The organism is Rothia sp. HMSC065D02, from assembly GCF_001815285.1.
Lineage (GTDB): Bacteria > Actinomycetota > Actinomycetes > Actinomycetales > Micrococcaceae > Rothia > Rothia dentocariosa.
In genome coordinates this window covers 263,412-289,450 of record NZ_KV820089.1, presented here as the reverse complement: position 1 = coordinate 289,450, position 26,039 = coordinate 263,412, and the positions used below count along the sequence as shown (strand labels likewise).

General features: G+C 55.8%; 20 protein-coding genes and 1 pseudogene. 12 read left to right on the top strand and 9 right to left on the bottom strand.

All coding sequences use genetic code 11. The features are described from left to right. The 7 genes and pseudogenes from HMPREF3016_RS11290 to HMPREF3016_RS05355 all read right to left on the bottom strand — a co-directional run. Window positions 1-913, bottom strand: a pseudogene (locus HMPREF3016_RS11290) (hypothetical protein); the annotation flags it as partial. Window positions 914-990: 77 nt separating this feature from the next. Further along, window positions 991-2,301, bottom strand: a complete 1,311-nt coding sequence (locus HMPREF3016_RS05380; protein WP_246828470.1) for a hypothetical protein — start codon at window positions 2,299-2,301, stop codon at window positions 991-993. Window positions 2,302-2,452: 151 nt separating this feature from the next. Then, the gene (locus HMPREF3016_RS05375) at window positions 2,453-4,270 is read right to left on the bottom strand and encodes a pentapeptide repeat-containing protein (RefSeq protein WP_070740746.1); all 1,818 of its coding nucleotides are present in this window, start codon (window positions 4,268-4,270) and stop codon (window positions 2,453-2,455) included. 394 nt (window positions 4,271-4,664) lie between these two features. Next, window positions 4,665-5,153: a hypothetical protein gene (locus HMPREF3016_RS05370; protein WP_070740743.1), complete on the bottom strand. Its 489-nt coding sequence runs from the start codon at window positions 5,151-5,153 to the stop codon at window positions 4,665-4,667. Window positions 5,154-5,580: 427 nt separating this feature from the next. Further along, window positions 5,581-6,936 carry a hypothetical protein gene (locus HMPREF3016_RS05365; protein ID WP_070740740.1) on the bottom strand — a complete coding sequence of 452 codons (1,356 nt, stop codon included), beginning with the start codon at window positions 6,934-6,936 and terminating at the stop codon, window positions 5,581-5,583. A gap of 29 nt (window positions 6,937-6,965) precedes the next feature. Further along, window positions 6,966-7,214 (bottom strand): hypothetical protein, encoded by a 249-nt coding sequence (locus HMPREF3016_RS05360; RefSeq protein ID WP_070450895.1) that lies wholly within the window; start codon window positions 7,212-7,214, stop codon window positions 6,966-6,968. A gap of 300 nt (window positions 7,215-7,514) precedes the next feature. Beyond that, complete coding sequence (locus HMPREF3016_RS05355; protein WP_070450897.1) at window positions 7,515-8,879, bottom strand: chloride channel protein; 1,365 nt, start codon at window positions 8,877-8,879, stop codon at window positions 7,515-7,517. 159 nt (window positions 8,880-9,038) lie between these two features. Here HMPREF3016_RS05355 and proC point away from each other — a divergent pair, with 159 nt between their 5' ends. Beyond that, window positions 9,039-9,887 carry a pyrroline-5-carboxylate reductase gene (gene proC, locus HMPREF3016_RS05350; protein WP_070450899.1) on the top strand — a complete coding sequence of 283 codons (849 nt, stop codon included), beginning with the start codon at window positions 9,039-9,041 and terminating at the stop codon, window positions 9,885-9,887. 120 nt (window positions 9,888-10,007) lie between these two features. On the opposite strand, the gene HMPREF3016_RS05345 is transcribed toward proC, so the two are convergent. Both HMPREF3016_RS05345 and HMPREF3016_RS05340 read right to left on the bottom strand, forming a co-directional pair. Beyond that, window positions 10,008-10,670, bottom strand: a complete 663-nt coding sequence (locus HMPREF3016_RS05345; RefSeq protein WP_004005437.1) for a potassium channel family protein — start codon at window positions 10,668-10,670, stop codon at window positions 10,008-10,010. Then, window positions 10,663-12,072, bottom strand: a complete 1,410-nt coding sequence (locus tag HMPREF3016_RS05340) for a TrkH family potassium uptake protein (protein ID WP_048777699.1) — start codon at window positions 12,070-12,072, stop codon at window positions 10,663-10,665. The genes HMPREF3016_RS05345 and HMPREF3016_RS05340 overlap by 8 nt, the downstream gene beginning before the upstream one ends. 425 nt (window positions 12,073-12,497) lie before the next feature. Between HMPREF3016_RS05340 and HMPREF3016_RS05335 the strand changes: the two genes are divergently transcribed. The 11 genes from HMPREF3016_RS05335 (at window position 12,498) to HMPREF3016_RS05290 (ending at window position 25,886) form a co-directional block, all read left to right on the top strand. Next, the gene (locus tag HMPREF3016_RS05335; protein WP_070740738.1) at window positions 12,498-14,966 is read left to right on the top strand and encodes an ArsR/SmtB family transcription factor; all 2,469 of its coding nucleotides are present in this window, start codon (window positions 12,498-12,500) and stop codon (window positions 14,964-14,966) included. 109 nt (window positions 14,967-15,075) lie between these two features. Next, the gene (locus HMPREF3016_RS05330) at window positions 15,076-17,994 is read left to right on the top strand and encodes an FCD domain-containing protein (protein WP_070740735.1); all 2,919 of its coding nucleotides are present in this window, start codon (window positions 15,076-15,078) and stop codon (window positions 17,992-17,994) included. A gap of 311 nt (window positions 17,995-18,305) precedes the next feature. Next, complete coding sequence (locus tag HMPREF3016_RS10770; protein WP_005504750.1) at window positions 18,306-18,404, top strand: 30S ribosomal protein bS22; 99 nt, start codon at window positions 18,306-18,308, stop codon at window positions 18,402-18,404. Window positions 18,405-18,584: 180 nt separating this feature from the next. After that, window positions 18,585-18,908 carry a glutaredoxin family protein gene (locus tag HMPREF3016_RS05325; RefSeq protein ID WP_246828469.1) on the top strand — a complete coding sequence of 108 codons (324 nt, stop codon included), beginning with the start codon at window positions 18,585-18,587 and terminating at the stop codon, window positions 18,906-18,908. Window positions 18,909-18,964: 56 nt separating this feature from the next. Beyond that, window positions 18,965-19,654: a histidine phosphatase family protein gene (locus HMPREF3016_RS05320; protein ID WP_070740734.1), complete on the top strand. Its 690-nt coding sequence runs from the start codon at window positions 18,965-18,967 to the stop codon at window positions 19,652-19,654. Window positions 19,655-19,724: 70 nt separating this feature from the next. Beyond that, window positions 19,725-20,366 (top strand): TlpA family protein disulfide reductase, encoded by a 642-nt coding sequence (locus HMPREF3016_RS05315; protein ID WP_080513849.1) that lies wholly within the window; start codon window positions 19,725-19,727, stop codon window positions 20,364-20,366. Continuing rightward, window positions 20,359-21,375, top strand: coding sequence for a cytochrome c biogenesis CcdA family protein (locus HMPREF3016_RS05310; RefSeq protein WP_070740731.1), 1,017 nt, complete (start codon window positions 20,359-20,361; stop codon window positions 21,373-21,375). The genes HMPREF3016_RS05315 and HMPREF3016_RS05310 overlap by 8 nt, the downstream gene beginning before the upstream one ends. 15 nt (window positions 21,376-21,390) lie before the next feature. Next, window positions 21,391-23,145 carry a cytochrome c biogenesis protein ResB gene (locus tag HMPREF3016_RS05305; RefSeq protein WP_246828468.1) on the top strand — a complete coding sequence of 585 codons (1,755 nt, stop codon included), beginning with the start codon at window positions 21,391-21,393 and terminating at the stop codon, window positions 23,143-23,145. 3 nt (window positions 23,146-23,148) lie between these two features. Beyond that, window positions 23,149-24,261, top strand: a complete 1,113-nt coding sequence (gene ccsB, locus HMPREF3016_RS05300; RefSeq protein WP_070740728.1) for a c-type cytochrome biogenesis protein CcsB — start codon at window positions 23,149-23,151, stop codon at window positions 24,259-24,261. A 321-nt stretch (window positions 24,262-24,582) separates the two neighbouring features. Then, window positions 24,583-25,029 carry a hypothetical protein gene (locus tag HMPREF3016_RS05295; RefSeq protein ID WP_070740725.1) on the top strand — a complete coding sequence of 149 codons (447 nt, stop codon included), beginning with the start codon at window positions 24,583-24,585 and terminating at the stop codon, window positions 25,027-25,029. A gap of 26 nt (window positions 25,030-25,055) precedes the next feature. Then, window positions 25,056-25,886, top strand: coding sequence for a hypothetical protein (locus HMPREF3016_RS05290; RefSeq protein WP_070740722.1), 831 nt, complete (start codon window positions 25,056-25,058; stop codon window positions 25,884-25,886). Window positions 25,887-26,039 lie beyond the last annotated feature (153 nt).

Here is a 26,039-nt window from a genome sequence, read left to right as displayed (position 1 = left end):
CGGTGAAGTCAGCCCAACCCTTGTAGGTGGAGCCACTGAAATTAATAGGTTTTGCGTAGTAAGAGTTCGTAAGGTCTATTGGGTAGAAGAAGGTGCTTCCCGAGAAATCATATTCAAAATCTGACCATGTGCCCGGCGTGTTTTTGTCTGGGCCCTGTATGCGGTCGTGAATTTCTTTAATTATACTGAGGCGAACGTCTGCTTCGGAATCTAATATGGCTTTGTCTACGTAGAATTCTTCTTTTTTATCTTTATAAATCCCCTCAAGCGAAGGGGCATCTTCAGATAACTCATCATAATAAGAAGTAAGAGTAAACGGGGAGCGGATATAGGCGCAGAGGTTATTAATAATAACCTGCCCCTCTTTAAATCTTTCATCATCGGATAGGCTCTTTTCTTCAAGCCATTCATCCACGAGTCCAACAAGTGTATATACGCCACCCATACGAACAGGTGCTTCCTTGCTTCCGAGCTGTTCTACCGCTTTGGTGTACCGCTCCCGGCGTTCTGCTTTACGTTCTTTGAAAGCATTTTCATCGAATTGCCGGATCTGTTCTTTGAGAACTTTCGTCTGATGTTCTTGGTTTTTGAGAGCTGCATTAATATCTGCATTTGCTTTGGTGCGGTCATTAGTATTCTTGCGGTAGGTCTCAAGTAGACCAAGTGCAGCGATCACACCGCCGGTTGTGTACAGGAGCGCTAAACGTAGGTTACTTTGTGCAAGAAGTTGTTCAGCCGTTTTCTCTTGGAAAAAAATAACCGGTAGAAAAATCATGAGAACTAGGCCGAGCGCCGCCCCACCAACCAGAAGCCACGGAAAAGCCTTCTCAAACCATGCCATAAACTTGGTTTGCTGATATACCTCTGGACTACCAGACGATTTAGTCTCTACATCTTCGCGTTCTTTAGGCATCGATTATCTATTCCTTATGAGTGAGCGATTTATTCCTTTTCTACACTACCGTAGATAAGCTCATCCATGCAGGAAATTTAGCTGCTAAGCGGCAGGGTAGTAACGTCCTTCCGGCAGGTTCGTAGCTCTTCATTGACCCACTCCAACTTCTCCTGAAGCCCTCGCCGCTCCTGCGGCACCTGCGAGTCACGAAGATAAGTTCGCGCCTCATACACCTCCCGGAACTTTGCCGCAAGATAGTCTGCCTGTTCTGTAGACAGAAAACCGCATCCCAGCGGAAGACCCTCAGCGCCGAGAGCTATAGAGTAACCGCTATCCTCAACCACAAAATCATTGCTGGATGAGCCAAATAACGTTGCCCACGCATCCCTCTTAGCAACAAAACAGGGTGCGCTCTGAACAAACCGCGAAGGATACGGTTCCCCGAAAAAGTCGGTACCAAAATTCAAAGTACCGCAGAAAACAGACCCGTACAGGGAAACCGCGCCGCCAAAGACAGAATCACTCACAAAAACTGAGCCTCGGTACAGGGAGCCGTCGAACCCGGCCTCGCCCCGATAAGTAGAGCTATAGAATAAAGCCTCATCGTAGTAGAGAGACTGATCGAAGAAGACCGAACCACCGTAAACAGAATCGTGGAAGGAAACCTCACCATAGTAAACAGACCAGCTGAAACGCGCCGAATCATGGTACGTAGATCCGCTCCACTGGGCATCACCACAATAGGTTGAATCGTTGAAGAAAACCCAATCGTAATACGTGGAATCGCAAAAATAGGCGCTTCGTTCATAGGTGGAACCGCTGAATTCGGCACTGTCGTAGTACGTGCACCCGCTGAAATCAACGGAATTCTGATACCAAGAATCCTTCATATCAACCGGGTAGAAGAAAACACTATTCGAGAAATCGTACTCAAACCCAGACCACGAGCCTTCTACATAACTCCTTCTGCCACCCTGAGGAAAATGGCGCAACCGGCGGTGAATTTCCTGCAAAGCCTGCTGACGAACCTTTGCTTCTGCTAAAAGCTCTGCTCTGTGTACGGAAAACTCTTGGTGGTTCTCCCTGTACACGCCGTGCGGGCTGGGCTTATCCTGCGAGAGCTCATCGTACCGAAATACAAGCTCAAAAGGGGAGTGGATATAGGCGCAGAGAATATCAACGATGCGCTGGCCCTCCGTGTGCTTTTCTTCCGCTTGTAATGCTTGGTCGGTAAGGTATTCATCCGCCAGCGCCACGAGCGCATGAACCGCGCCCAGCCGTGTGTAGGAGTGCGCGGAGTCGAGCAGCTCGACGGCTTTTAGATAGCGTTCCTGCCTTGAAGTATTCAGGGTTTTCTCGTCGCTAGCGGTCATGGCGGGTGGCTCCTTGCGTGGTGGTTGGGGCATGCTCCTTCACCCTACCGCATCCTTATTCGCCGCCTCCAGATTTCAGCCGCTAAAAAAAGGCTCTTTATCGAATCAAGAGGCGAAAAGTACGCTTTATTCGAATAAAGAGCCTTTTTACGCAAGACGCGCAAGAGACAGGGGAGAGGAACCCCTAAACCCCTACCTGCTGGCGGTCTTGCTCCTGCAGCGGGATCGTCGTGATCTTCTCGCGCCAGGCGTGCAGTTCCTCAACGGTAGACTTCAGCCTGCCCGAAAGTTCCTTGGTCAGCTCTAGCCTATCGGTGCTGCGCGCATCGTCGCCGTGAAGATGCTGGGTGATCTCCTGCAGCTCCCCGTTTTTATACGCCAAATACTGCCGATACTCCACAGCCAGCGGCGGGCACTCACTCGGCAGCCCGGAAGCACCGGTATCAATAGCGTAGCCCTGCCCCAGAGAGAAGACATTCTCCGTCGGTGCGAAGAACGAAATGTACTGCGCCCACGCCTCAACATTCATGAAAGCGGGCGCCGCGCCGGTAAAGACAGAACCCTGGAAGGTCACCGCATTACCATATACGGAACCCCTAAAGAGCGCCTTGTCGGCATACGTCGAGTTCTGGAACCCCGCCAGACCGTAGTACAGCGAGCTCGTGTAATTCGTCCACTTGCTGTACACCGAACCCTGAAAATCAGCCCAACCGTTATAAACAGACCGACGGAAATACACATCGCCACCGTAACGGCAGTTATTGAAATGCACGTCGTCCGTGTAGACAGACCCGCTGAAATCCGCCCGATGATAGGTGCAGTCGCCAAAACTCGCCACCCGCGTGTACACGCAGTTATGGAAGTTCGCCTGATTATGATAAACGGAGTTGTTGAAGGTCACGGTACTGGTGTAGACGGAGTTATGGAAGTTCGCCTGATTATGGTACTCAGAGCGGCTGAAATCCACCGCGCCAAGGTACGTTGAGTTACGGAACACCGCCCAGTTGCGGTACGTGGAATTCACGAAAGTTACCGCCTCATGGTACGTAGACCCGCTAAAGTTCGCCTGATCCAGGTACAGGTTGCCGCTAAAGTCTGCGGTGCTGCGGTATACGGAATCGTTCAACGATGCCGCGCCGTGGTACGAAGACCCACTAAAGTTTGCGTGCGCCAGATAGGTAGAACCGCGGAAATCCGCCCAGTTACGGTAGATCGTGCCGCTAAAATCGGCTTCGTACATGTAGGTGCACCCGCTGAAATCAGCGGTCTTATTGAAGAAGACTCGGCTGAACTCGATGGGGTAGAAGAAGGTGCTTCCCGAAAAATCGTATTCAAAGTTCGTCCACGGGCCGTCCTGGTATCCGCCCGCATCCGAGGGGGCGCGCAGACGGTCACGAATCTGCTGCATCAGACCGAAACGCAGCTCAGCTTCTTCACGCAGAAGGGCGCTCTTCGCGTGAAATGCACCGTGCGTAAGCTCCAGGGCATGCGGGTCAAAAATCGGCGGAGACTGAATGTACCCGCTGATCTTATTGACGATGCGCTGCCCCTCCTTATTGCGGTCTTCGTAGCTTAAAGTTTCGTCCTCAAGGCATTTATCGACAAGCGCAAGAAAGGTATAGAGACTTTTCTGCCGCGTTTTCGCATTCTGATCCTCAAGCTGAGCGGTAGCTTGCTGGTAGATAGACTCGCGTTCTGCGCGTGTAACGCCAAAGATATCAACGCTTTTGTGGGCGACCGTCGCCACGTTTGGTCGGTTCCGGCGGGTAAATACAATGAGTGCGAGAACTGTGAGCACACCGCCGATCGCATACAGCACAAGTGAGAGAGTGGTTTGTTTGGTGAGGAATGGAATAATAATTGCGGCTATCACGCAGAGAATCGCGCATATAAGAATCGACCAGGCGATAGGTCTGGCAGTCCGCGGCTTAGAAGGTTCTAAAAGCGGCGGCTCTGTAATGCTTTGTATGCGTGACTCTGCGTTGAGGCGGTGGTCGTCCATGACGGGGCTCCTTGTGGCGAGTGGGTGTCTAGTGCCGTACTTGTCGTAGAGCTAGTCTTCAGCAGGAATTTTACACCTTTAAGTTGAATCTGAGACACCCCACGCCACATAAACAGTGTTTCAATATTCCGTGACAAGGCGTTATTTTGGTAACACTGCACTTAACAGGTGGAGCTTTTACCCGCTCTTATGCGCTGTTACGCGCGAGAATATGCGGGGTATCTAAAATCCAGAAGCGAAGACCGTATTCCTGTTCCCGATGTAATTTTTCGCTCCCGCTTTGGTACCACTGCGAAAAGTTTCAGACAGAGAGTGAGCACCCGACGGAAGAACGAACGTCGGGTGCTCACTAGGGAGGTGCTCTCACTGACACTGTGCGAGGGTCTGGAGGGGTCTACCCATCCCTCCGTACCGCGTGCATGTAATACGCCAAGCACGCCACAAACTCAAGGGGCACGATTGTGAGCGTCCACAGCGCATCCAGCGCCAGGTTACCGCTCGTGAGCAGTCGGAACCACAGCGGAGAAACCGCCACACACAGTACCGCGCCTAAAGCATTGACGGACCGCACCAACCCGGTGCCCATCCGAAAATTGAAGCATACGTTCGCAACAATATGCCCCAGCGCGTATACCAGAATGAACTGCCCCATCGGGTGGAACAGTATGTGGCTCCAGTCGCTAGTCAAATCGCCACTCACCAGAAGCGCGAAGAACGTCATCACATACGGGAGTACCATAAACAGAACGCGTACCGTGTACCCCACGGATGCCAACGTATGCCTGAAGGTAACCTCACCCGAGCCACGCTGCGGGATGCCGTGCGCACGCTCAACGCCGCCTAGGGCGGTGTACGCTCCCGCAGATGCTGCTCGTGTGCTCATGATTCCCCCAAAATATGGTTCGCAAGCATGTCTGGTGTATATTTCTATAGTATGCCTTTGCGGCATTAAAAACCCTCATACTCAGGGATGATTTATCAAAACTTAATGTTCGTAAGCTAAATACAGCTCAGATATACACATGTTCAACCGAGGGTTTGAAGGCGTTATACCGGGGAAGAAGCACAAGTGTCTAGTAAATAAGGCATGACGTCACAGTCTGTAACAAATCGGCTGATTAGGCAAGTTTTTCTAGGACTAGAAGTGTCTGCAGCCCTTTGACGGGGTACATAGGCATTTAGACCCAAACCGTGCCAGCCGATAGTTTTCCGCCGTAGAGCCTGGTGTTTTTCACAAGAGCGCACATAAAGGTCGGATGCGCCAGGACCGTACCCGGCGCATCCGACCTTAGATTAGGGGGAGCGATCGCCTATTCGCGTGCTAACCTCTCGGGTTCAACGTCGTCCTTCGGCTGCTCGATAATCGAGCGAGCCGAAGCAATAATCACGCTCAGAATAATATCCGCCATGATGAAGATATAGGCCCCGGCTGAAGAATCTTCACCCGACCAGCCAGCATAGACGATCGCCGTGACGATCAGCAGAATAATACCCAATCCGGCGCTAATTCCATTCAGGATGCGCATGCCCTTCGTAGACTTCGAGCGCACCGCGAAAATGCACGCCGCAATCTGCACGAGCATATACACTGCGCCGCCGTAGCCGAGCATCATGTTGAAGGTTCCGCCGCCGCCAAAGCCGAAGCCATACATCACCAGGCATGCGGCAAGCAGAACGGTACGAATCGCGGTTACCGTAACAATGGTCTTGAGCTCGCGCGAACGTTTCTGCTCGGGGGTTTTCTCGGCACCCGCAGGCACCGCCCCTGTAGTTGCGGCTATCTGACCGCTTGCCGGTGCCCCTACCGATACCGCTGGGGTGTTTGCCGTAATGATCGGAATTGCGGATGCGGGCATGGTGTCTTCATACACCTTCTTAGCCCCGGTTTTCTCTGCGGGAGCCTGTGCCTCGGATGCGGCGGAGTCGGCAGGGGCACTAGACCCGCGCTCTGCCCGAGCGGCAGACATCGTATCGGCGATGGACGGGAATGCGCCCTGTTCCTGGGCCTGGGCGGGAAGCTGGCGGGTCCTCACGTCTTCCGCGTCGCCAGCCTCGTCAGCGTCCGGGCGCGAGATGGACTGAGGAATGTTATCGGCAGGTTCAGCCTCCGGTGCCTCCGCGTGTGCAGCGGCAGGATCAGGAGCCTCAGAATCCTGTGGTTTCTCCGAAAGATACGAGCTCAGCGGGCCCTGCTCAGGTCGGCTCTGTACCGGCAGCTGACGGGTCTGCGTATTTTCGTGGTGCACAGCCTCGTCAGCGTCCGGGCGTGAAATGCTCTGGGGAAGCGCCTCCGCAGGGGTGTTCGTATCGATCTCAACGGCGGCGGGTTGAGCGCTCTCGGCCTCGGCAGGCTGGGGCTTTGAGGTCTGTGAGCCCCACGGTGTGGACTGGGTAGCGTGAGCGCTCTCGGTCGGGGAATCCTCGGCAGGTTTCTGAGCGGACTCTTGAGTCTTCGCGTCTTGCGGATCCTGCGCTGCCTGCGAGGTCTGGGTGTGCGCATCCGGCCCGGCATCCTGAGGGGGCAGCGAGTTTTGGGCAGGTGATTCTTCCTGCGCGTGCTGCACAGTCGTCGAAGTCTGAGAGCGTCGAGGATTGCTGAAAGGCGCACCTCCCTGGTGGTGCGAATCCTGTATGCGCTCAGAGGTATGAGGATTCTTATCGCTCATCGTGTCTCCCTCGGATGCTGTGGCTGGTGTTAAAGTCTGTGGGCAGGTGTCGAGCTGGTGCGGGCGGGGTGGTCTTCCGCCCAGAAAATCCAGCGGGTGCTAGGCACCGGTAAGAGCTCAGCTAAGGCGCGGTCAGCGGTACGGCTAGGCTGCGAACTGGAATTTCGCGGGATAACCTCTGCAATAGTACCCAAAACGGGCACGAGTTGCCTAAACACCCCGGAAATATTGGGCTCTTTAAGGATAGCGAGAGATATCTCCAAGTCAGCGTACAACACGAAGTTACCTTGCACAACACCATATGTATAGTCGAGCTTGAGCCTGCAGTCGGATGCGCGGCAGGCGCCCTTTTTCGAGTGTGTGCATCGCCCGGAAAATCCGGTGAATCTTCGCCCGCGGTACCGTAGGCTACCGTAGGCATGAAACCGACGGCGGTAGAAGAACCTGAACACACCTAAAATAGATGCACTGTAAAGTAAATTATTATAGCCGCATCCACACAAGAAACCTGTGCATGCCGCTTGTGCGACACGCGTAAAGCACGCGAAATTCCCTTACAGGCGCTCAGCCAGCCGATCTTAACGCTGGCCATACGGTCTGCGGGATGGTTGTGTTTTGTTGCCCAAGCGCATCCACAGGTATTTGACACCCCATGCCGTTCCGACCGCTACCGCGAAAGGCGCATACGCCTGCCAGTCTTGCCCGGCGAACCCAAGAATCAGGGCGCAGGCGCTCAGCGGGGCGTTCATCGACAGGCTCAGGAAAGTGACCGCACCCAGCAGCCCGGCTATCCCGAGAAGTTCTGATGCATGAAGCGCTCCCGCGCCCGGTTGAAGCTGAATCAGCGTCGGGAACACGAGGATTAGAGCGCCCGTAAGCACGAAACCGCAGGCGGAACCCAGCGCCAACCCCGGTGTGAGCGTGCCTCCATAGGCACCGTTACGCAGGCTCGCCACCACCAAGATCGCTTTAGCTGCCAGCAGCGCGAGAGCATAGAGAAGAGCCTGGCTTAAGGCTGTCGCGTCAAGCCTGCTGGAGCTCGAAGATAAACCGGATGCGGCATCGAAAATATGCTGGGTCAGCGGGCGGCCGTTCCCCAGAATCTCCGGCAGGAAAATCGAGGTCACCGCCACCAGCGCAAGTACCAGAGGAAGTCGCCAGAGCACGTTCCGATTCGTAGTTTTGCGGCTCTCTGCGCGCTGAGACGCCGCCCGGAACAACAGCGCCAGGGGAGCGATAGCCAGACCAAGAACGACCGCGAGCAGCAGCGATTCACCGGTGGTCTGCAGCTGCGGGACGGGGTAGGTGGGCGCATCCGGAATCACCAGATGCGCGGTGCAGGTTGCCACAAAAATCAGGATCGCACCCGTGAAAATATTGCGCAGCGACAGGGCTAAACTGAGAGCCTCAAACAGGAAAACAAAACCGCCCACCGGAACCTGGTACACAGCCGCTAAACCCGCCGCCGCAGCCGAGGCTACCAGCACCGGGCGCACGGTCTGCGGGATGCGCATCAGATCCGCCAGACGCCCAGCAAACAGTGCGCCCAGCTCGCGCGGGGCAACCTCTTTACCCACCGGCGCACCCGCACCCACGGCCACAATCTGAGTGAGGCTGTGCAGGGTTTGCCGTAGAAATCCCGGGCGGCGCTCCTGCGGAGTTTCGCCGCGAATCTGCGCTTTAACAGACGCCAGCTTAGTGCGCCGCTGAAGCAAAAACCAGATGATAGAGACCGCCACGCCCACCGCGATCAACACCAGCACACGTCGAACGGTATCGCTGTGATCCGTCACGATCGGATGCTCCGCCTCCGTATGCCCGAACGTGAGCTCCTGCATGATATCCAGAAGGTAGTGCAGAATAATCGCCCCGCCACCGGTGGCCGTGCCAATCAGCACGGTGCACAGCAGAAGGTGGGCACAGCGAATTAGACGTGTTTTCATCGTTTTACATTCTAGCCGCGAACCACAGCTCTTTTTTGTACCGGAGTACATGCGGGGAGCCGCCGGATCTGGTGTTGGATTGTATGCTAGATAACAAACCCCGTGGTGCGGGTGGCATACACCCCGCGACACGAACGAAGCAGACAGTAAGGATCGAAGATGACCGAACATATAGCATTCCTCGGCACCGGCTCCATGAACGGTTCCATCGCTGCCGGGCTCATCGCAGGCGGGTACCCCGCAGAGGCCATACGCGCCACCGTGCGCAGCAAAAACTCCATAGACCGCCTGCGCCATCAGTTAGGGCCTAACGGGCGAGATGCCGTCGTGATCGGATGCGAGCTCAAGCCCGAAGCCAACCGTGAGGCAGTCAGCGGCGCATCCGTAGTGCTTCTGGGGGTTAAACCCTATGGAATCGTCGAGCTGGCACGCGAAATTTCACCCGCTCTCGCCCCGGATGCACTCGTCATTTCGGTGGCGGCAGGAGTCACCCTTGACACATTGCAGAAGGCTCTTCCTGCGGGGCAGCCGGTGATCCGCTGCATGCCCAATACGCCCTCAAGCGTGGGCAAAGGCGTGCTGGCGATCTCTGTGAGTGAGGCAGTGACTGAGAAGCAGCTTGCGCTCGCCGAGAAGATCCTAGAGACCGTGGGTCTGGTAGTGCAGGTTCGAGAAGACCAGATGGATGCGGTCACCGCCGTTTCGGGATCCGGCCCCGCCTATGGGTTCCTGCTGGCGGAGACTATGGCGAGTGCCGGTGTGAAGCTCGGCCTGGATGAAGAGACCGCACAGAGGCTCGCATCCGCGACGATTGCGGGCGCCGGGTACCTGCTGGATAGTAACCCGGATGCCGCCGCCCTGCGCAAGGCTGTCACCAGCCCGAACGGAACCACGGAGCGCGCCATCAATACCTTTATTGACCAGGGACTTTTCGATCTCACCGAGGACGCTATGCGCGCCTGCGCCGCCCGCTCCGCAGAGCTGAGCGAACAGTACACGGCTGACTAGCCCCCCCCCGCCTCCTGCCTACTCCCTACATAAAAAGAGCCTTTATTTGAATAAAGCGTTAAAAATTCAGCTTTATTCAAATAAAGGCTCTTTTTATGACGAAGAAGGGGAAGACAGAACCTACGGGCGTGCCGCGAAACGCTCGATCAGATCCACCTGCCCCGAGACAATCAGAATATCCCGGGAATGGATGCGCGTTGCCGCATCCGCGTAGGTAAACTCCTCGCCAGGAGACTTAATACCCACCACAGACACCCCGTATTTCGCACGAATATCCGACTCCGCCAAGGTGAATCCGTGAGTCTCCTTCGGCGGGCGCATCTTGGCGATCGCGAAATCGTCGTCGAATTCGATATAGTCCAGCATGCGCCCCGACACCAGGTGCGCGGCGCGGCGGCCCGCATCCGCCTCCGGGTAGACCACATGATGCGCGCCAATACGCTCTAGAATCTTGCCGTGTGAGGGGGTGATCGCCTTCGCCCAAATCCGCTCAACCCCCAGATCGACCAGGTTCGCGGTAATCAGCACGGAAGCCTCAATCGAGGTACCCACACCCACAACCGCAGACCCGAAATCACTTGCACCCAGCTGCCTGAGCGCGTCAATATCGCGAGCATCTGCCGAGACCACGTGGGTGAGCACGCCCGTCCATTTCTGCGCAATCTCGGGGTCTTTCTCAATGGCGAGAACCTCTTTATTCTGGGCATGAAGCTGGGCGGCGGTCGCCGAACCGAACCGTCCCAACCCAATAATCAGTACGGGGGCGTTATGGTTACTAGCCAATGACGGGCCTTTCTTCGGGGTACTTATACAGGCGGCGGCGAGACCTCAGTGCCAAACCGGTGGCGGCGGTAATGGTGCCGATTCGCCCAATAAACATGAGCAGGGAGAGCACATAGATGCCCGAGGGCGGCAGCTCCGTAGAGAGCCCATTTGACAGTCCACAGGTTGCGTAAGCGGAAATGACTTCAAAGAGCACGCGCACGAGCGGCTGGTCTGTTATCGCCAGCAGAACTCCGGTGCCCACAAGCACAATTCCGGTACTCATCATCGTCACCGAAATAGCGATGCGCAGCGCCGACACCGGGATAGTGCGCCCGAAAGTCATCACGAATTGATCGCCGCGTGCCTCCGCAATAATTGCAAGCATAATCACGGCAATCGTGGTGACTTTCACGCCGCCTGCGGTAGATGCTGAGCCGCCGCCGATAAACATGAGCACATCGGTTATGAGGCCGGTGACCGGGCGAATATCGTTCATATCGACCAGGTTGAACCCGCCCGAGCGCGTCATGATGGAAGCGAAAATCGAGCTGAGAATCTTCTCACCCGCGCCGTAATTGCCGATAGTACGCGGATTTGCCCATTCGGCTATGCCCCAGAGCAGGGCACCCAGCACGAACAGGATGCTCGTGGTCGTCACCGTGAGTTTGGTCGTTAGAGTCCAGTCGCGGGGCCGGAAGGGTTTCTGCTGAATCGTCATCAGCACGGGGAACCCGAGTGCCCCCAAGAACACGGCGATACTCACGGGTGCGAGCACGAAAAAATCGTGTCCATAGGGCACTAAGCCATCGGAATGCGGGGTGAACCCGGCGTTGTTGAAGGATGAAATAGCGTAGAAAATACCGTGCCACAGGCTGGTGGGCAGATTCTCGCCAAGAAGCAAAAAACGCGGGGTAAGAACGAGAGCGATCGTCGATTCGATCCCGATTGAGGTATAAGCGACGGTACGAAGCACACTGCCGACCTCACCGAGACGCCCGATACTGAGCTCTTCCTGCGCGATAAGTTTAGAGCGCAAACCCATTTTCCGCCCGATCGCCAGGGCAAGAAGCGAGGTCATGGTCAGCGCCCCTAAACCACCAATCTGACAGGCGAGCAGAATCATAACCTGCCCGAATACTGACCATTGGGCCGCTGTTGAAACGGTCGTCAAACCGGTCACGGTCACCGCACTGGTGGCGGTGAAGAATGCGTGGTGAAATGGCGCAGGTTCGCCCGTGACCGAAGAAATCGGCAGGCTCAACGTTACGGTGAAGAAAATGATCACCAGAAAGAAGGACGCGATAGCGGTTCGCGAAGGTGAGGAGAAGACAGTCGTATCAATAAGGTTGCGCAGCTTCTCGTAGCTTCGGATATCGAAGGGGTTGAAGCGGCGAGTGACCTCTTCCTGTTCATACATCATCGGCGATGTAGACGGAACTTTGCCGATAGCGGTGGAGATGCGACCCTCAGAAAAATCGCGCACCCGTTTGCGCTGATGCGCGCGCAGACGACGTAGATAGCGTCCCACGGGTGCCTCCTTTCCGATCGTACGCAGAGTTTGGGCGGGGTACGGTCTTGGTGGGGATGTTTAGCTTTCTCTAGTGTATCGCCCAGGCATGCAGCTGAGCGGAACATCATAGGTATTTCTAGGGATAATGTTGGAACGGTTGTTGTGGTGCATGCACTGTGTGGGCGTGTATATGCCATAAACGATATATAGCTAGAACGGAATATTATGAGCATTTGGTAATATACGCGGAAAGCTTAGCGAAAAACCGCGTAGTTTCGGGCTAGAACCCATAAAACAGGTATCGAGCATACGCCGAAATATGTCATAATCGCTATATGCAATCAGACGTTTTTTCAGTGATCGCGGACCCCACCCGCCGCAATATCGTTCATCTTCTGGCTGAACAAACACGTACTGTTGGTGCCGTTGTTGAGCACTTGAACATGAGCCAACCCACTATCTCAAAGCACCTTAAGGTTCTACGTGAGGCACGGGCAGTCACCGTGCTGGTCGAGGGGCAGCGCCGCCTCTATTCACTGAACCCTGAAGTATTTGACGAGATCACCGCCTGGGTTGCCGATATACAGGCGATTGCACACAGCACGAAGGAACAGCGGGAATCGCAGATTAAACAGGCTTCCGTGATTGAGGTTGTCGATGTTGTCGAATCCTCAGGCGATGACACCGCGAAAACCGACAAGACTGAAAAGCCCAGCGCCGAGGCTAAGACTGAGAAAACTGCGCACGCTGGCGAGTCTGAGACTAACGAGCAAAAACAGCAAGATCAAGATACAGAGCAGCGCCCTAAAGCTACTACCGGTAAAACCACCGATGAAACCACTGGTGAAGCTGCCACTGCCGATGCTCAAGATGTACAAGATCAAGATAAGACCTCGGATTCGGATGCGCCCGCCCAGCCCGTTGAATCCTCCTCCGTCGTTGAGCAGCCTGAGCCGACGCCTCAGGAACGTGTATCCAAGACCCTTTCGCAGCGCAAGCGTTTCGAGGCTTTCCCGGGTTCTACCGGTTCCGCGAATGCTGGCGTGAAGCCCGGAGCGAGCCCTTCGGGCGAGCGGGATGCCGAGAAGGACTCCGGGCAGAAAGATCGCGATGGGCAGGGCGCTTCCCACGAGGCTGGCGCTCATGATTCGCACGCTGAGGGCGAATCGTCTGCTAAGAAGAAGACGACGACCGCCGCGATTGCAAAACCCGCCATTTTTGATGATGAGACACGTTCTGCCGAGAGCTCGGTAACCTCCGGTCTGGGACCGAAGACCTCGACTAAATCCGCCGCGCGCATCGTGTCAAAACCTGCCCAGCAGGCGGCACCCGCTGCGTCGGAAGAGGGCACAGAAACCGCCGGAACCGTTGAGGAAAATGAATTTATTCCCATGCGTCCTTTCACGCCTTCGGGGTCTTCCTATCAGGAGAAACCGCAGCAGTCCTATGGGTATGACGACGGAATTGATGACGGTCAGCAGGGGTTCTCGCCCGAGGCTCGCGGCTTTGTTCCCCGGTCAAAGTCGCAGGATAAGACCGCACAGGCAAAGCCGGAGGCAGTGAAGAGCGAGAAGACCGACAAGGGCGTGTCAGCTCAGAAGGACGTTGAACTGTCTGTGAAGAGCACCGAGTCGGCTAAGGCTCCCGTGCGTTCGCACGATACGAAACAGCCTCACGTTGAAGCACAGACTCAAGAGCGCACGCACGTCTCAGGCGCTCAGCAGCCTGCCCAGCAATCCGAGGGTGCTAAGCCCGTAAAGTCGAGCTCCGCCGAGTCTAAGCAGACCTCTCACGCAGCGAAGGCCGAAGCGCAAAAGCCCGTGAAGGACGCTCACGAGAGTGCTCAGGTAAAGCCTCAGAAACCCGAATCGCCTTCGCAGCAGGCTCAAACCGCTGCGAAAACAGAATCGGCTCAGGCACAATCGGTCCGTGAAGAGGTTTCTGCCCCGAAGCCGGGTTCGGAACGGGCGGCGCAGGCGCATACCGGAAAACTCGGTGCGAAAACCGAAGTGCAGGCCGCATCCCTAGAAACCCCAGCCCAGGCTGCGAAACCCGCCGAATCCCCGATGCAGGCGGCTGCATCCGAGAAGAAACCCGAGGATAAGCCCGCCGAAACCACGGCGACCAACGCACAAACCGCCGCCCAGCCCGGCACATCTTCTACCGTGAGCTACGGCATCGACACTGCCGAAAAGAGCACGGAAAATGGGGAACGTGCGGTACAGGGTACTGCGCAGAAACAGCAGGCTGAGAAGGGCCAGGGGAACGCTGGCTCGCCCGATACCAAGGAACCGGCAAAACCCGCAACGGTTAGGTCTGCTAAAGGTACCGCCTCCACAGGTGCCGCAGCAAAAACTCAGGAGCCCGAGAAAAAACCGGCGGCTCAGGTGGAAGAGTCATCGTCAACCGCTCAGGAAGCGCAAAAATCGGGTGCTGAAACCCCAGCAGAAGCCGCCCCTGCCGCCGCACAGAATATGACGCAGGCACAATCCGAAGAGGCTAAGGCAGTGGAAGCTAAGCTCGCCGAGAATGCGCCGGTCAAATCAGATTCCGTGACCTTCACGGCGGTGCTGCCCGTCGTTACCCCGGAAATGAGTTCCGTGCAGGGTGCCCGTCCTCAAGAGGACGAAGAGGCAGCCGATGCCTCTGACAAGACGAAGAGTGCGGCATCCGAAAAATCCGGTAAGAACGAGGAACTTCCGTACCAGACACAGACGGAATACACCTCAGCATTCGGCACTGCAGATACCCCGAAAGAACCCCCGCGCGGGCTGCTTTCACGCGTTTTCGGAAGGCGCCGGTAACATGGATATTTCACAGCATACGTCTTGTGGCGTTGTGCGGTATAGACCGCACGCGTGCACGATGGTTCTCATAGCATCCCACTTCTAACTCGTATAAACGGAGTTCTCATTGGCTATTCATCGCAAGATTCTGCGCTGGCTTGAGACCGAGCTTTTTGAAGGCAATATTCAGCTCGGTCAAAGCCTTCCTGACGATCAGCGGATTGCCCACGCCATCGGTGTGGGACGTTCCCGAACCCGAGATGCACTCAAAACCCTTGAAGATATGGAATTGATGCGCCTGTACTCTGGGCGCGGTAAAGAGATCATTCCTTATCTCTATGAGGAACCGGCGGCTGCGGCTGCGGGGCCCATTCGTCTGCACATGTCTACATCGCGTTACCCAACCCGCGATATGCTGCAGACCCGCATCCTGCTTGAGAGCTGGGCGGTATCTAATATTGACCCCGACAAGGTCTCATTTGATGAGGTTGATGAGGCCCTTGAGACGCTCCAAGACGATACTCTGAGTATTGGTGAGTTTCTTGACCAGCTTTTGACCTTCCACCACCGGCTGGTGCGTTTGGCGGGTAACGAACTGGTCGTGGGCTTGCTGGTTGCGATCCGCCAGTCTTCCTTCGATTCACTGCTGTCGCTTATGGGACGTTTGCCGCTGTGGAGCAGCACGATGACGCGCATCCGGGTGGAAAACCGTGCCATTGTAGATGCTGTCAAGGACGGCGATGCCCGCACCGCGCGCGAGCTAATTGCCCACCAGCTGCAAGAGCTATACTCCGAAGCTGGCATAGAGCTGGATCAGGCGGCAAATACCCCGAACGGTATGCCTGGTGACCCCTCTGAGGACGACGAGGAATTCCAGGAGGAGGAATACTCCGAGGAAAGCACTGATTCTTCCGAAGAGCCCGAATCTGACGCTGACGTGGAAGAACATGAGGAAGCGGAACCGGAACAGGATACCGACGAGAATATTCCCGAATCAGAATATAAGGCTGAGCAGGAGAAATCTCCGGCCGCGCAGCTTCCAAAAATTATTCGTGAAGGAACCACCGTTTCACGCCGTCGTCAAGGGCGTGTGCGCGTGCCGACCCCGGTGGCCGTGGGCTTCGAGGAAGACGAGGCAGGGGAAACCGCATCCGCCGAGAACATGGGTGATACTCCTACGGCTGACATTCCCGAGCAGCAGGAAACCGTCGAGAGCACCCACGAGTCTCCGATCGATCCCCTGGAGGAAACCGCGGCGCACGAACCCCAGCTTGAGAGCGTGCAGCCCGAATTTGAGGATGACGTTCTGCCGGTTGACGAGTCCAGTGAGTCTGTATCTGACGATGCACAGGACAAAGAGCCTGCTGAAGAGATAACGGCAGAAAAGGCTCCCGACAAGTCTGCTGACGGATCCGAAAAATCCAAGTCTTCGGAAGAGGCGCAGGGCAAATCGCAGGACGACTCTGCCTCTCACGAAGACTCGATCGAAAGCACCGAGGATAAAGACGCTGAAGAGACGCCTGACGAACAAGAACACGTCAGGGAAGTCTATGTCGAGAAGGCTCCGGTGGGTAAAATTTCCGCTGAAGAGATTGTGGCGACCGGCCTTATTCCGTGGCGCACCATGGGACAGCAGGCCGAGAACAGAACCTCAACCCAGACCGAAGCTGAGGGGGAGGACGATGTTATTCGTGCACCCCTGCGCCGAAACGTGCCACCCGTGCGACCCGCGCAATTCTCACCGCGCAAGTCCGAACAGTCAGAGAAACCGGAGAAGCCCGCGAGCGAGCGCATCAGCCTGATTCGCCGCGTTCGCCATTACTTCGGTCTTGATCTGCCGCATACCCAGGCGGTCAAGCTGGTTGAGGCGCAGGAGGCGGCCGAACAGAAAGCCGCAGACAACGCGAAATTTGCGGCAGAACCTCCCAAGGTAGAGCCTAAGTCCGCTTCTGCTTCATCGCCTGAGGATGCCCCTGCCGCTGCCTCCGCCGAGACCTCTAAATCTTCGGCGGCTGAGCAAGAGCGGGAAGCCTCCACAGAACCGAAGAAACCAGCGGCGGAGCCATCACCGGCGAAGGCGGCAGAGGCTCCCAAGCCTACTGAGGCGCCGAAACCCTCGAAGCCATCGAGCGATGCAACTTCTAAGAGCGCCGAGCCCGCGCCAAAGGCAGCACCTTCGGATAAGACAGATTCGAAGCCTGCTAAGCCTGCGGAAAGGCCCGCATCCGCCCCTGCACAGAGCGTAGATTCGGCGAAGCACGAGAAACCCGCCACAGAGACCCCTCAGACGGATTCTTCTGACTCTGTGAAGGCAGAACCTTCGGATGCGCCCGTTCAGAGGGCGGCGGCGAATGTCGAGTTGGAGGAAACTCCGGAAGAGATACGTTCTGAGTTGCAGAGCGCGATTACTCTGGACGAGCCTTCACCCGATTCGGTGCCGACCCCGACCGCTGAGCCCGTGGCGGTTAAACGCCCCAATCGCAAGGACTCAGAATCTCAGGCTCCGGCGAAGAATGTTTCGGTTGCGGCTGCAGCCATACCGCAGCCCGTTCCAGCGGTTGCCCGCCCGGAAACGGTTAATCTGAGCGGTGTCGATTCGACTCCGGTTGCTCCTGCGGTGAACGAAACTAAGAATAAGCCTGTGGAATCTCAACCCAAGCAGAAGGCTCAGGCAGATACCGAGAAAACACCGGTAAAACCCGCCCCGTCACCTTCGGAGATTGCCCAGGCATCAGCAAAACCGGCTTCGAAGAAATCCGAGACGAAAAAGCCTGCGCCCGTAGCAGGTAGCGCCTCAAAGTCTGCATCCGCTAACAAGAAGGCTCTGACTGCGGTAGACGCTAACGGTGCTCCGAATCCTTTTGAGGGTTTCGACGTCCTGGGAGCTGTCGAGCGTGCGCATGCGGCGGAAGCGGCTGCTGCTCAGAAGAAGCAGGCAAAGAAGCAGAACCCCGCAAGCGAAGCTAAAAAACCGGCTCAGAACGGTGCTTCTAAGGGTGCCAATGCCCTCTCGAAGGGGAAGAAGAACCGCAAGAGGCGCCACTAGCGCTATCACGCCATCATCTGGGGCGGCGGGAACTCGGGATTATGTACCCGTGGTTCTCGCCGCCTCATGTATATCCGCTGCGGTGGAAAAGACATCGGGGGCGAGAGAAAGTTCGCAAAATCGAAGGTTTTCTGCCCTTCAAATGGTGAAAATAGGCTATTACCTTGTACCCTAGGAAGGTAGCGTTCTCAAAACGCCTGGGCACTGCTGTGCCTAAAATGCCTTTTAGAGCGTTTATACCGGTATAAACATACCCGGGTAGCTACCAAACCGGTTTGGTTTGGCCGGGTCTAGAAAAGTGAGGAAATCCTATGGGTTCCGTTATTAAGAAGCGCCGCAAGCGTATGTCCAAGAAGAAGCACCGTAAACTGCTTCGCAAGACTCGCCACCAGCGCCGCAATAAGAAGTAATTAAGGCTTCTGCGCCCCGCATCCAGCAGGTTCAACCGCAAGGATGCGGGGTGTTTTGCCTCTGACGCACCAGTGCATGAACCTAGATATGGCGCTCTGACCTGTATATATTCCCGACCGAGCATATGCAGGAACAAGAACACATGGTGCGAGAGAATATAACTATCAGACATATATCGCGTGCAGACGTGGGCACACAAGCCAGCGCGGCAGAACCTCAAGAAGCTGCACGGGTATACACTGGGAACTATGCCTGAACCTGTCATTGAACTTCTGACCCGTCCCGGATGCCATCTCTGCGAGGATGCGCGCCTAACCGTAAGCGAAATCTGCGCCGAATACGGCCTGGACTATACCGAGCTCGATATTACCGATAACCCGGATCTGCTCAAACGCCACAAGACCGAAATTCCGGTGCTGCGCATCGACGGTGAAGCGAAGGATTTTTGGCGTATTAACCCCAAACGCATGCGTAAGATTCTCGACAAGAAACTTGCCCGCTAACCGGACACTTCGCAATATATTTTGGGGTAGCGCCGAAAGTCTGAGAAACTGAGAGAATGACTACTCAGCCCACGGTTACGGTTCACCTGATGCGCCACGGCGAAGTTCACAACCCCGAACGTGTTGTCTACGGCCGTCTGCCGCACTACGCTCTCTCCGAGAAGGGGCAGCAGATGGTGCGCATGAGCGCCCAAGAATTTGCTCAGCGCGCGCAGGACGGTGCCAAGATTGTGCATCTGGTATGCTCACCCCTGCTGCGCACCCGCGAATCTGCCGCGCCAATCACCGAGTTGCTGGGTCTGGAGGCACATGCAGATCAGCGGGTTATCGAGGCCGATAACTATTTTGAGGGCGAGCATGTCACCAGGCAGGGCCTTCTGCGCAATCGTAAACACTGGGGCAAACTCTACAACCCCATGCGCCCATCCTGGGGGGAACCGTACCTTGACCAGGTAAAACGCATGGCATCCGCTATTCAGGATGCGGCACGCACCGCCTACGACAAAGGCGGCGAAGGCGCACAGGCGATTATTGTCTCGCATCAGCTGCCCATCTGGGTCACCCGTCTGGGGTTAGAGGGCCGCATGCTGCAGCATGACCCGCGCACACGCCAGTGTAACCTTGCTTCGATCACCTCCCTCGACTTTAAGAGCACGGATTTTGACCATGAAATGCCGCAGGTGAGCGGATACTCCGAACCCGCCTCGCCCCTATACGGCGGCGTGATTCAGCTTCCCGGAAGCTAGTCTCCTATAGTTTAAGAACGCAGGCCTTCGCACACACCGATGCCGCCACCAGCTGGCACGGAAGGAAAGCATGAACCCTATGCCAAAACCCACGACGCCAAATACCCCACTCACTCGCCGCGCGCTTCTGCATACGGGTGTGGGTATTTGCGCCACCGCCGCAGGTGCTGTGCTCCTCTCGGCGTGCTCATCCAGCGATGATTCCCTGGCGAAACAGGCAAATTCGGGTGATAACAAAGGCTATATCGCGGGCGATGGTTCCGTCACCGAATACCAGGAAGCCGAACGCGGTGACCCTGTCGCCTTCACCGGCGAACTCTTCGACGGAAAAACCGTAACCGCCGAATCCCTGCGCGGTAAACCGGTACTGCTGAACTTCTGGTACGCCGGATGCGCCCCCTGCCGCGCCGAAGCGCCCGACCTGCAGAAACTCTCCGAAGAATTCAAAGATAAAATCGCCTTTTACGGCGTGAACGTGCGCGACGAGAAAAACACGGCGGAAGCCTTCGAGCGTAGCTTCAACGTTACCTACCCTTCTTTCAAAGACGTTACGGGCAAGGTTCTTCTCTCGCTCAGCAAATACGTACCCGCGCAGGCGGTGCCCACCACCGTGATCCTGGACGAGAAGGGGCGCGTGGCATCCCGCGTGCTGGGGCAGGCTAACCCGTCCATCCTGAAAACCCTCGTCGAGACCGTGACGAAGGGTGCCTAGCGTGCCGCACACTCCCGTTCAGCCGCTCATCGCTATTGCCGGTGCAGGGGTGTTCCCCGTGGCGAGCATCAGCTCAACCGTGCTAGACGGCTCGCTGTGGCTGTCGATACCGCTTGCCGCGCTCGCGGGGTTTATTTCTTTTGCTTCCCCGTGCGTGCTGCCGCTGGTTCCGGGGTATTTAGGATATGTTGCGGGGCTGACCGGGGCGAATATACCGGCAACGGGCGCATCACAAGCTGAAGGGCATGCGGAGGAGCCCGTGGATGCGAAAACTTTCGCCCTCGTGAACCCGGCGGCGGCGCGGCACGTAGCGCCAACGGCACCTCAAACACAGGATGTAGTAGACAATCACAGCGCTTCTGCGCCCATAACAACAGAGAGTAAAGCTCAGGCACCGAATGAGTATGCTGTAACTCGCCGCAAAGCCACCTGGCGGTTACTCGCCGGAGTTGCCCTGTTTATCGCGGGATTCTCCGCTATTTTCGTGCTTCTCTCGGTTGTCCTTGCCCAGCTCGGCACCGCACCCTGGCTCAAGGGGCAGCCCTGGGTCACGATGATTCTGGGCGCGTTGGTTGTGCTTATGGGAATCGTATTTCTGGGCGGGCTTTCAATCTTTCAGACCGATAAACGCCTGCATCGCCGCTCGATCACCGGGCTGTGGGGTGCACCGATTCTGGGCATAACCTTCGGGTTGGGATGGGCACCCTGCATCGGGCCGACCTTCGCGGCCGTGCAGACCCTCGTATATACGGGCGGTTCCGGCACCGGCAAGGCAGTCGTTCTGACTCTCGCATACTGTCTGGGTCTGGGCGTTCCCTTTCTGCTCGTGGCATGGGGCATGGGCAGGGGAGTGAGCACCCTGGCGTGGGCGCGAAAACATCGCCTAGGCATACAGCGGGTGGGCGGTGCCGTACTCATCCTGATCGGGGTACTGCTCATGACGGGGCTGTGGACCGACCTGATGTCATGGATACAGGCGGCATTACCCGCCTACGAACTACCGATCTAAGAAAGGAGGGCTGTCATGGTTTCCGAACACAGTGACGATGAAAACACTTCAACAGAGGCAAAGGATACAAACACCGCAAACCGCAAGACGGGCAAAACCGCAGATGCCGGGCGTGCCGTGAACGCATCCGAGAAGACCAAGAAAACCGGTAAATCAGCGCGCAAGGATGCGCCAGCCCTCGGGTTCGTGGGCATGCTTCGCTGGTGCTGGACTCAGCTGACCAAAATGAACACGGCGCTCATGCTTCTGCTTTTGCTGGCGGTAGCGGCGGTGCCTGGCTCGATTTTCCCGCAGCGTGTACAAGACCCTACCAAGGTTACCGATTACATTAAGAACCATCCCGGTTGGGGTGAATTTGCCGATAAAATTCAGCTTTTCGACGTGTTCTCTTCGGCGTGGTTCTCTGCCATCTATCTGCTGCTGTTTATTTCGCTGATCGGATGCGTAACCCCGCGAGCCATCAAACACGCGAAAGACTGGCGTAAGCCCCCGGCACGTACCCCCAGAAACCTTTCCCGTATGCCGGTGCACCGTCAGCTTGAGATTCCCGTGGCGGATGCCGGGCTGAACTTGAGCGCCAAGGGTGCGATTGAGGATGCGGCGCGCATCCTGAAAAAGAGCCACTACCGAGTTGAAATTCGGGACGAAGAGAACGAATACTACTCGGTCGGTGCCGAACGCGGGTATCTGCGCGAAATCGGCAATATTCTCTTTCACGTGGCGATGATTGGCATTCTGGTAGGGGTCGCCTTCGGGTCGCTCTATGGGTACCGCGGACAAAAAATTCTGGTTCAGGATGAAACTTTCGTCAATTCGCTGATTGGCTACGATTCGTTTACTCCCGGCACGAATTACAACCCCGACTGGCTTACCCCGTATGCGGTGACGCTCAATAATTTTCAGGTGCGCTACGACCGCCAGCAAGACAGCCACACCTACGGGCAAGACCTTGACTATAAGGCGGAGCTGACGGTGCATGACCCGCAGGGCGGTACCGAACAGAAGACCCTCAAGGTGAATGAGCCGGTCGATATTGGCGGTACCAGCATTTTCCTCTCGGGTAATGGGTATGCGCCCGTGGTGCGAGTGACAGACGGCGAAGGTAAAGTCGCCTACGAGGGCACCGTGGTGGGAATTACCACGGACGGTAAATACACCTCATCGGTGGTGCTCAAGGTTCCGGACGCCAAACCTAGCCAGCTTGGTTTTGTGGGCATGTTCCTGCCTACCGGTGACTATGCGCGCGGCACCACCGTACCCCACTCGGTAGATTCCGCCCCCGCAAACCCCATGCTGATTTTCCAGTCCTATTCGGGCGATCTGGGGCTCAACTCGGGGCAGCCGCAGAATGTGTACGTGCTCGATACCTCTAAGTTGCAAGAGTTGAACTCCATGGCACAGGGCAACGGCATTGTACTGAGCGCGCAGAATCCCGAAGCTGTGCTGCCCGATAACAAGGGAAAGATCGAGTTTTTGGGGTATAAGCGCTATGTCGGTCTGGATGTGCGCCACGACCCCGGGCAGAATATTGTTCTGTACTCCTTTGTGGTCGCGTTCGCCGGGCTTATCGTCTCGCTTTTCGTGGCGCGCCGCCGTGTATGGGTGCGTACCCACACCGCCGATGGCGTGCTCGTGGTCGAATACGGCCTGCTGGCACGCGGGGAAGACCCGCGCCTTGCGAACGAGGCCGAACGCCTCACCGATGCTTTCGCCGCCGCTTGGGGGCTAGAATTTGATGATGATAACCATGATGAAAACGAGGGTAAGTAGCCGATGCTGAACGACTCATTAGCGCGCTCCAGCGAACTATTTATGTACATTGCGGCGCTGATTTACACCGTCGTTTTTATTGCGTTCACCTCCGATGTGGTGGCAAACTCGCGCGTGACACGGCGCCTGGAAGGGCGGTCTGAGGGTACCGCACAGAAACCCAGCGTCAAGGCGAAGATAAAGGTTGGTGCAGGCGCTGTTTCTGGCGCATCCGCGACGGCGAATACCGCTGCGGATACAGTTCGCACGGGCGGTACCGAACAGGGCACCGGCGAACGCGGCATGGGGTATAAGGGTGCTGCCGCACGGGCTCTCGAAGGTGAGGTTGCCGATTCCGCGATGCTGTACACGGGCGTTCGCCGCCCCGCCGCGCGCATCGCCGTGGTTGTGATGGTGCTTGCCGCTCTTGTGCACACCGCCGCCGTTATAATGCGCGGTATCGCAGCGCAGCGTGTGCCCTGGGGGAACATGTACGAGTTCTGCACCACGGGCGCGCTCATGGTGTCTGCGGTGTTTCTGATAACCCTCATGTTTCGCGATGTGCGCTTCGTTGGCACGCTGGTGTCTGGGCTTGTGCTCATTATGCTGTGCGCCGCCACAATTGGTTTCCCCACGCCGGTGGGGCATTTGAAGCCTGCGCTGCAAAGCTATTGGCTGGTAATTCACGTATCGATTGCGGTGTTAGCATCCGGGGTGTTCACGATTACCTTCGCGATGGCGGTACTGCAGCTGGTGCAGACCAGGCGTGAGCAGCGCATCCTGAACGGTAAATCAGGCGGATGGGCGTTTATGCGCTTGGTTCCGAGCGCCCAGGCTCTAGAGAATTTTGCGTTCCGCATGAACGCGCTGGCGTTTGTGATGTGGACGTTTACGCTTGCCGCCGGTGCGATTTGGGCGAATCACGCGTGGGGACGCTACTGGGGCTGGGACACCAAAGAGGTGTGGACCTTCGTGATCTGGGTGGTGTATGCGGCGTATCTGCATGCACGCGCCACCCGCGGCTGGGCAGGTCCCCGCTCGGCATGGCTGTCTATTATCGGCTATGCATGCATTATCTTTAATTTCACGGTTGTGAACATTTTCTTCTCGGGTTTGCATTCATATTCGGGGTTGTAATGTAGTAACAGCGGTTAACGGGATACTGCGGTAATCTTAGAACTGTAAGTTCATAAAACGTGTGGACGGGGTTGTGTAACCCCGTCCACACGTTTTATGAGAAACAGCTTCACTCAAAGACCCAAAAAGATTACAAAGAAAGTAATTGTGGGTCATTAAAATATTTGACGAATATTCTGGGTTCTTATTGGAGGCCTTCGTATAATGGTGATACCGAACGGTGTATGGCATACGTTTGAGGACAACCAACCACTGTGAGCCGTCCTCAAGCTACCCTGAGATATCTACCCGGTCAACCGCTGGAATGCTGTCAAAGATGTCATGTGCCCGGTTTGTTCCGGCAGCGTGCGTATCGCGGGCTGGAAACCTCTGGTGGGTAATTCTACGACGAATGCTGGTTTGGTGGCTGTGTCTGATGGGGTGAAGAAGTATTGGGTGGATAGGCTTTTGAATTTTGAGGGTGCTCCTGTGTATCCTGTGCCGTCTCCTGGTCCTTCTCCGGTTCCTTTGAGCGTTGATTCTGGTGGTTCTGGTATATCCGGTGGCGAGGTTCAAGTTCTGGATCCGGAAAATATACGAGAGCCGGAAAATATACAAGATCCGGGCGATGTTCAGGCTCCTGAAGATATTCGTAAGTCTGGGAATGTGCAAGGGCCTGAGGGTATTGTTTCGGATGAGGAAAAATTCTCTGGTGCCGATGGAGTTTCTCAGGATGGGGACGTTGACCCTGTAGAGGGTTCTGACGTTGATTTTGTGGGTGGTGAGTAGGCGTGCGGGTGCGTATACGGGATTGTGTGTATTGGGGCTGGGGTCCGTTTTGGGCTTTGGTGGTGCAGGTGTTGATTTGGTGGCCTATTGTGGGGTTGGTGGTGCGGGTTGCGCCGTCGCATCCTATGATGGGTCCTAATTTGCCGTTTTATGTGGTGTTGTTTTCTTTGCCGTTTGTAGGTATTGCGGTTAATTTTTGTTTGTTTCTTTTTCTTCGTGCAGATATAGCCATAGGCCTATTTTTACCAGTTGCTTTTCTATTAACCTTTTTGTTTATCCTCTTTCCTATGCCCATACGTGCGTTGGGGATGTATATGTTTGGCTCTGTAGTTTGCGGGTTGTATCCGGGTATTTTGCTGAATAATTATTATGAGTTGTATCGTGTGGCGAAGATGTCTGATGAGGAGTTAGAGGAGTATAAGCTCAAGGTTGAGGAAGAACTAAAAAGGATAGAGGAATCTAATAAAAAAGATGAGCTAACACTTATTGGTCTAATTGTTATTGGTATTTTTATGGTTAGCTTTTTTTCATTGGCTATTCCTGCGGTGCATTGGAAAGGGTATGATGCCTCTCCGATGCTTTTACCAACAGCGATTTTAGTATTGTCTGGTCTATCTCTGTCTGTGATTATCACTCTTGTGTTTAAGTATCGGTTGTCAGGTTGGTTTATCTTAATTGTGCTTGTGACTGGTGCTGTTTTTATTTATGCTGTGTGGGGATATCCAGTTTGGCTATTGATTTTCCCCTTTGTCGTTTCCCTAAGTTTTGGGGGTACGATGTTTTCTACTTTTGTTCGTTGGTATCATCGTGTTGTTCGGGAAAAAATGCGTTTTCGTATAACTCGTATATTACGGTAGTTTCCGGTGTATAGGAGCCCGGCAGATGGGGTTGGGACATCCAACATCGGTTTTTCGTCAGTATCGTGATTTTGGTCCGTTGGCGTTGAATTCTACGACGAATGCTGGTTTGGTGGCGTTGTCTGATGGGGTGAAGAAGTATTGGGTGGATAG

Excerpts from the sequence above, each read along its gene's own strand:
- HMPREF3016_RS05380 (WP_246828470.1), bottom strand. The coding sequence starts at position 2,301 with ATGCCCCAACCACCACGCAAGGAGCCACCCGCCATGACCGCTAGCGAC.
- HMPREF3016_RS05305 (WP_246828468.1), top strand. The coding sequence starts at position 21,391 with ATGGTTTCCGAACACAGTGACGATGAAAACACTTCAACAGAGGCAAAG.
- proC (WP_070450899.1), top strand. The coding sequence starts at position 9,039 with ATGACCGAACATATAGCATTCCTCGGCACCGGCTCCATGAACGGTTCC.
- HMPREF3016_RS05315 (WP_080513849.1), top strand. The coding sequence starts at position 19,725 with ATGAACCCTATGCCAAAACCCACGACGCCAAATACCCCACTCACTCGC.
- HMPREF3016_RS05365 (WP_070740740.1), bottom strand. The coding sequence starts at position 6,936 with ATGAGCGATAAGAATCCTCATACCTCTGAGCGCATACAGGATTCGCAC.
- HMPREF3016_RS05355 (WP_070450897.1), bottom strand. The coding sequence starts at position 8,879 with ATGAAAACACGTCTAATTCGCTGTGCCCACCTTCTGCTGTGCACCGTG.
- HMPREF3016_RS05295 (WP_070740725.1), top strand. The coding sequence starts at position 24,583 with ATGTGCCCGGTTTGTTCCGGCAGCGTGCGTATCGCGGGCTGGAAACCT.
- HMPREF3016_RS05335 (WP_070740738.1), top strand. The coding sequence starts at position 12,498 with ATGCAATCAGACGTTTTTTCAGTGATCGCGGACCCCACCCGCCGCAAT.
- HMPREF3016_RS05320 (WP_070740734.1), top strand. The coding sequence starts at position 18,965 with ATGACTACTCAGCCCACGGTTACGGTTCACCTGATGCGCCACGGCGAA.
- HMPREF3016_RS05370 (WP_070740743.1), bottom strand. The coding sequence starts at position 5,153 with ATGAGCACACGAGCAGCATCTGCGGGAGCGTACACCGCCCTAGGCGGC.
- ccsB (WP_070740728.1), top strand. The coding sequence starts at position 23,149 with ATGCTGAACGACTCATTAGCGCGCTCCAGCGAACTATTTATGTACATT.
- HMPREF3016_RS05375 (WP_070740746.1), bottom strand. The coding sequence starts at position 4,270 with ATGGACGACCACCGCCTCAACGCAGAGTCACGCATACAAAGCATTACA.
- HMPREF3016_RS10770 (WP_005504750.1), top strand. The coding sequence starts at position 18,306 with ATGGGTTCCGTTATTAAGAAGCGCCGCAAGCGTATGTCCAAGAAGAAG.
- HMPREF3016_RS05340 (WP_048777699.1), bottom strand. The coding sequence starts at position 12,072 with ATGATGTATGAACAGGAAGAGGTCACTCGCCGCTTCAACCCCTTCGAT.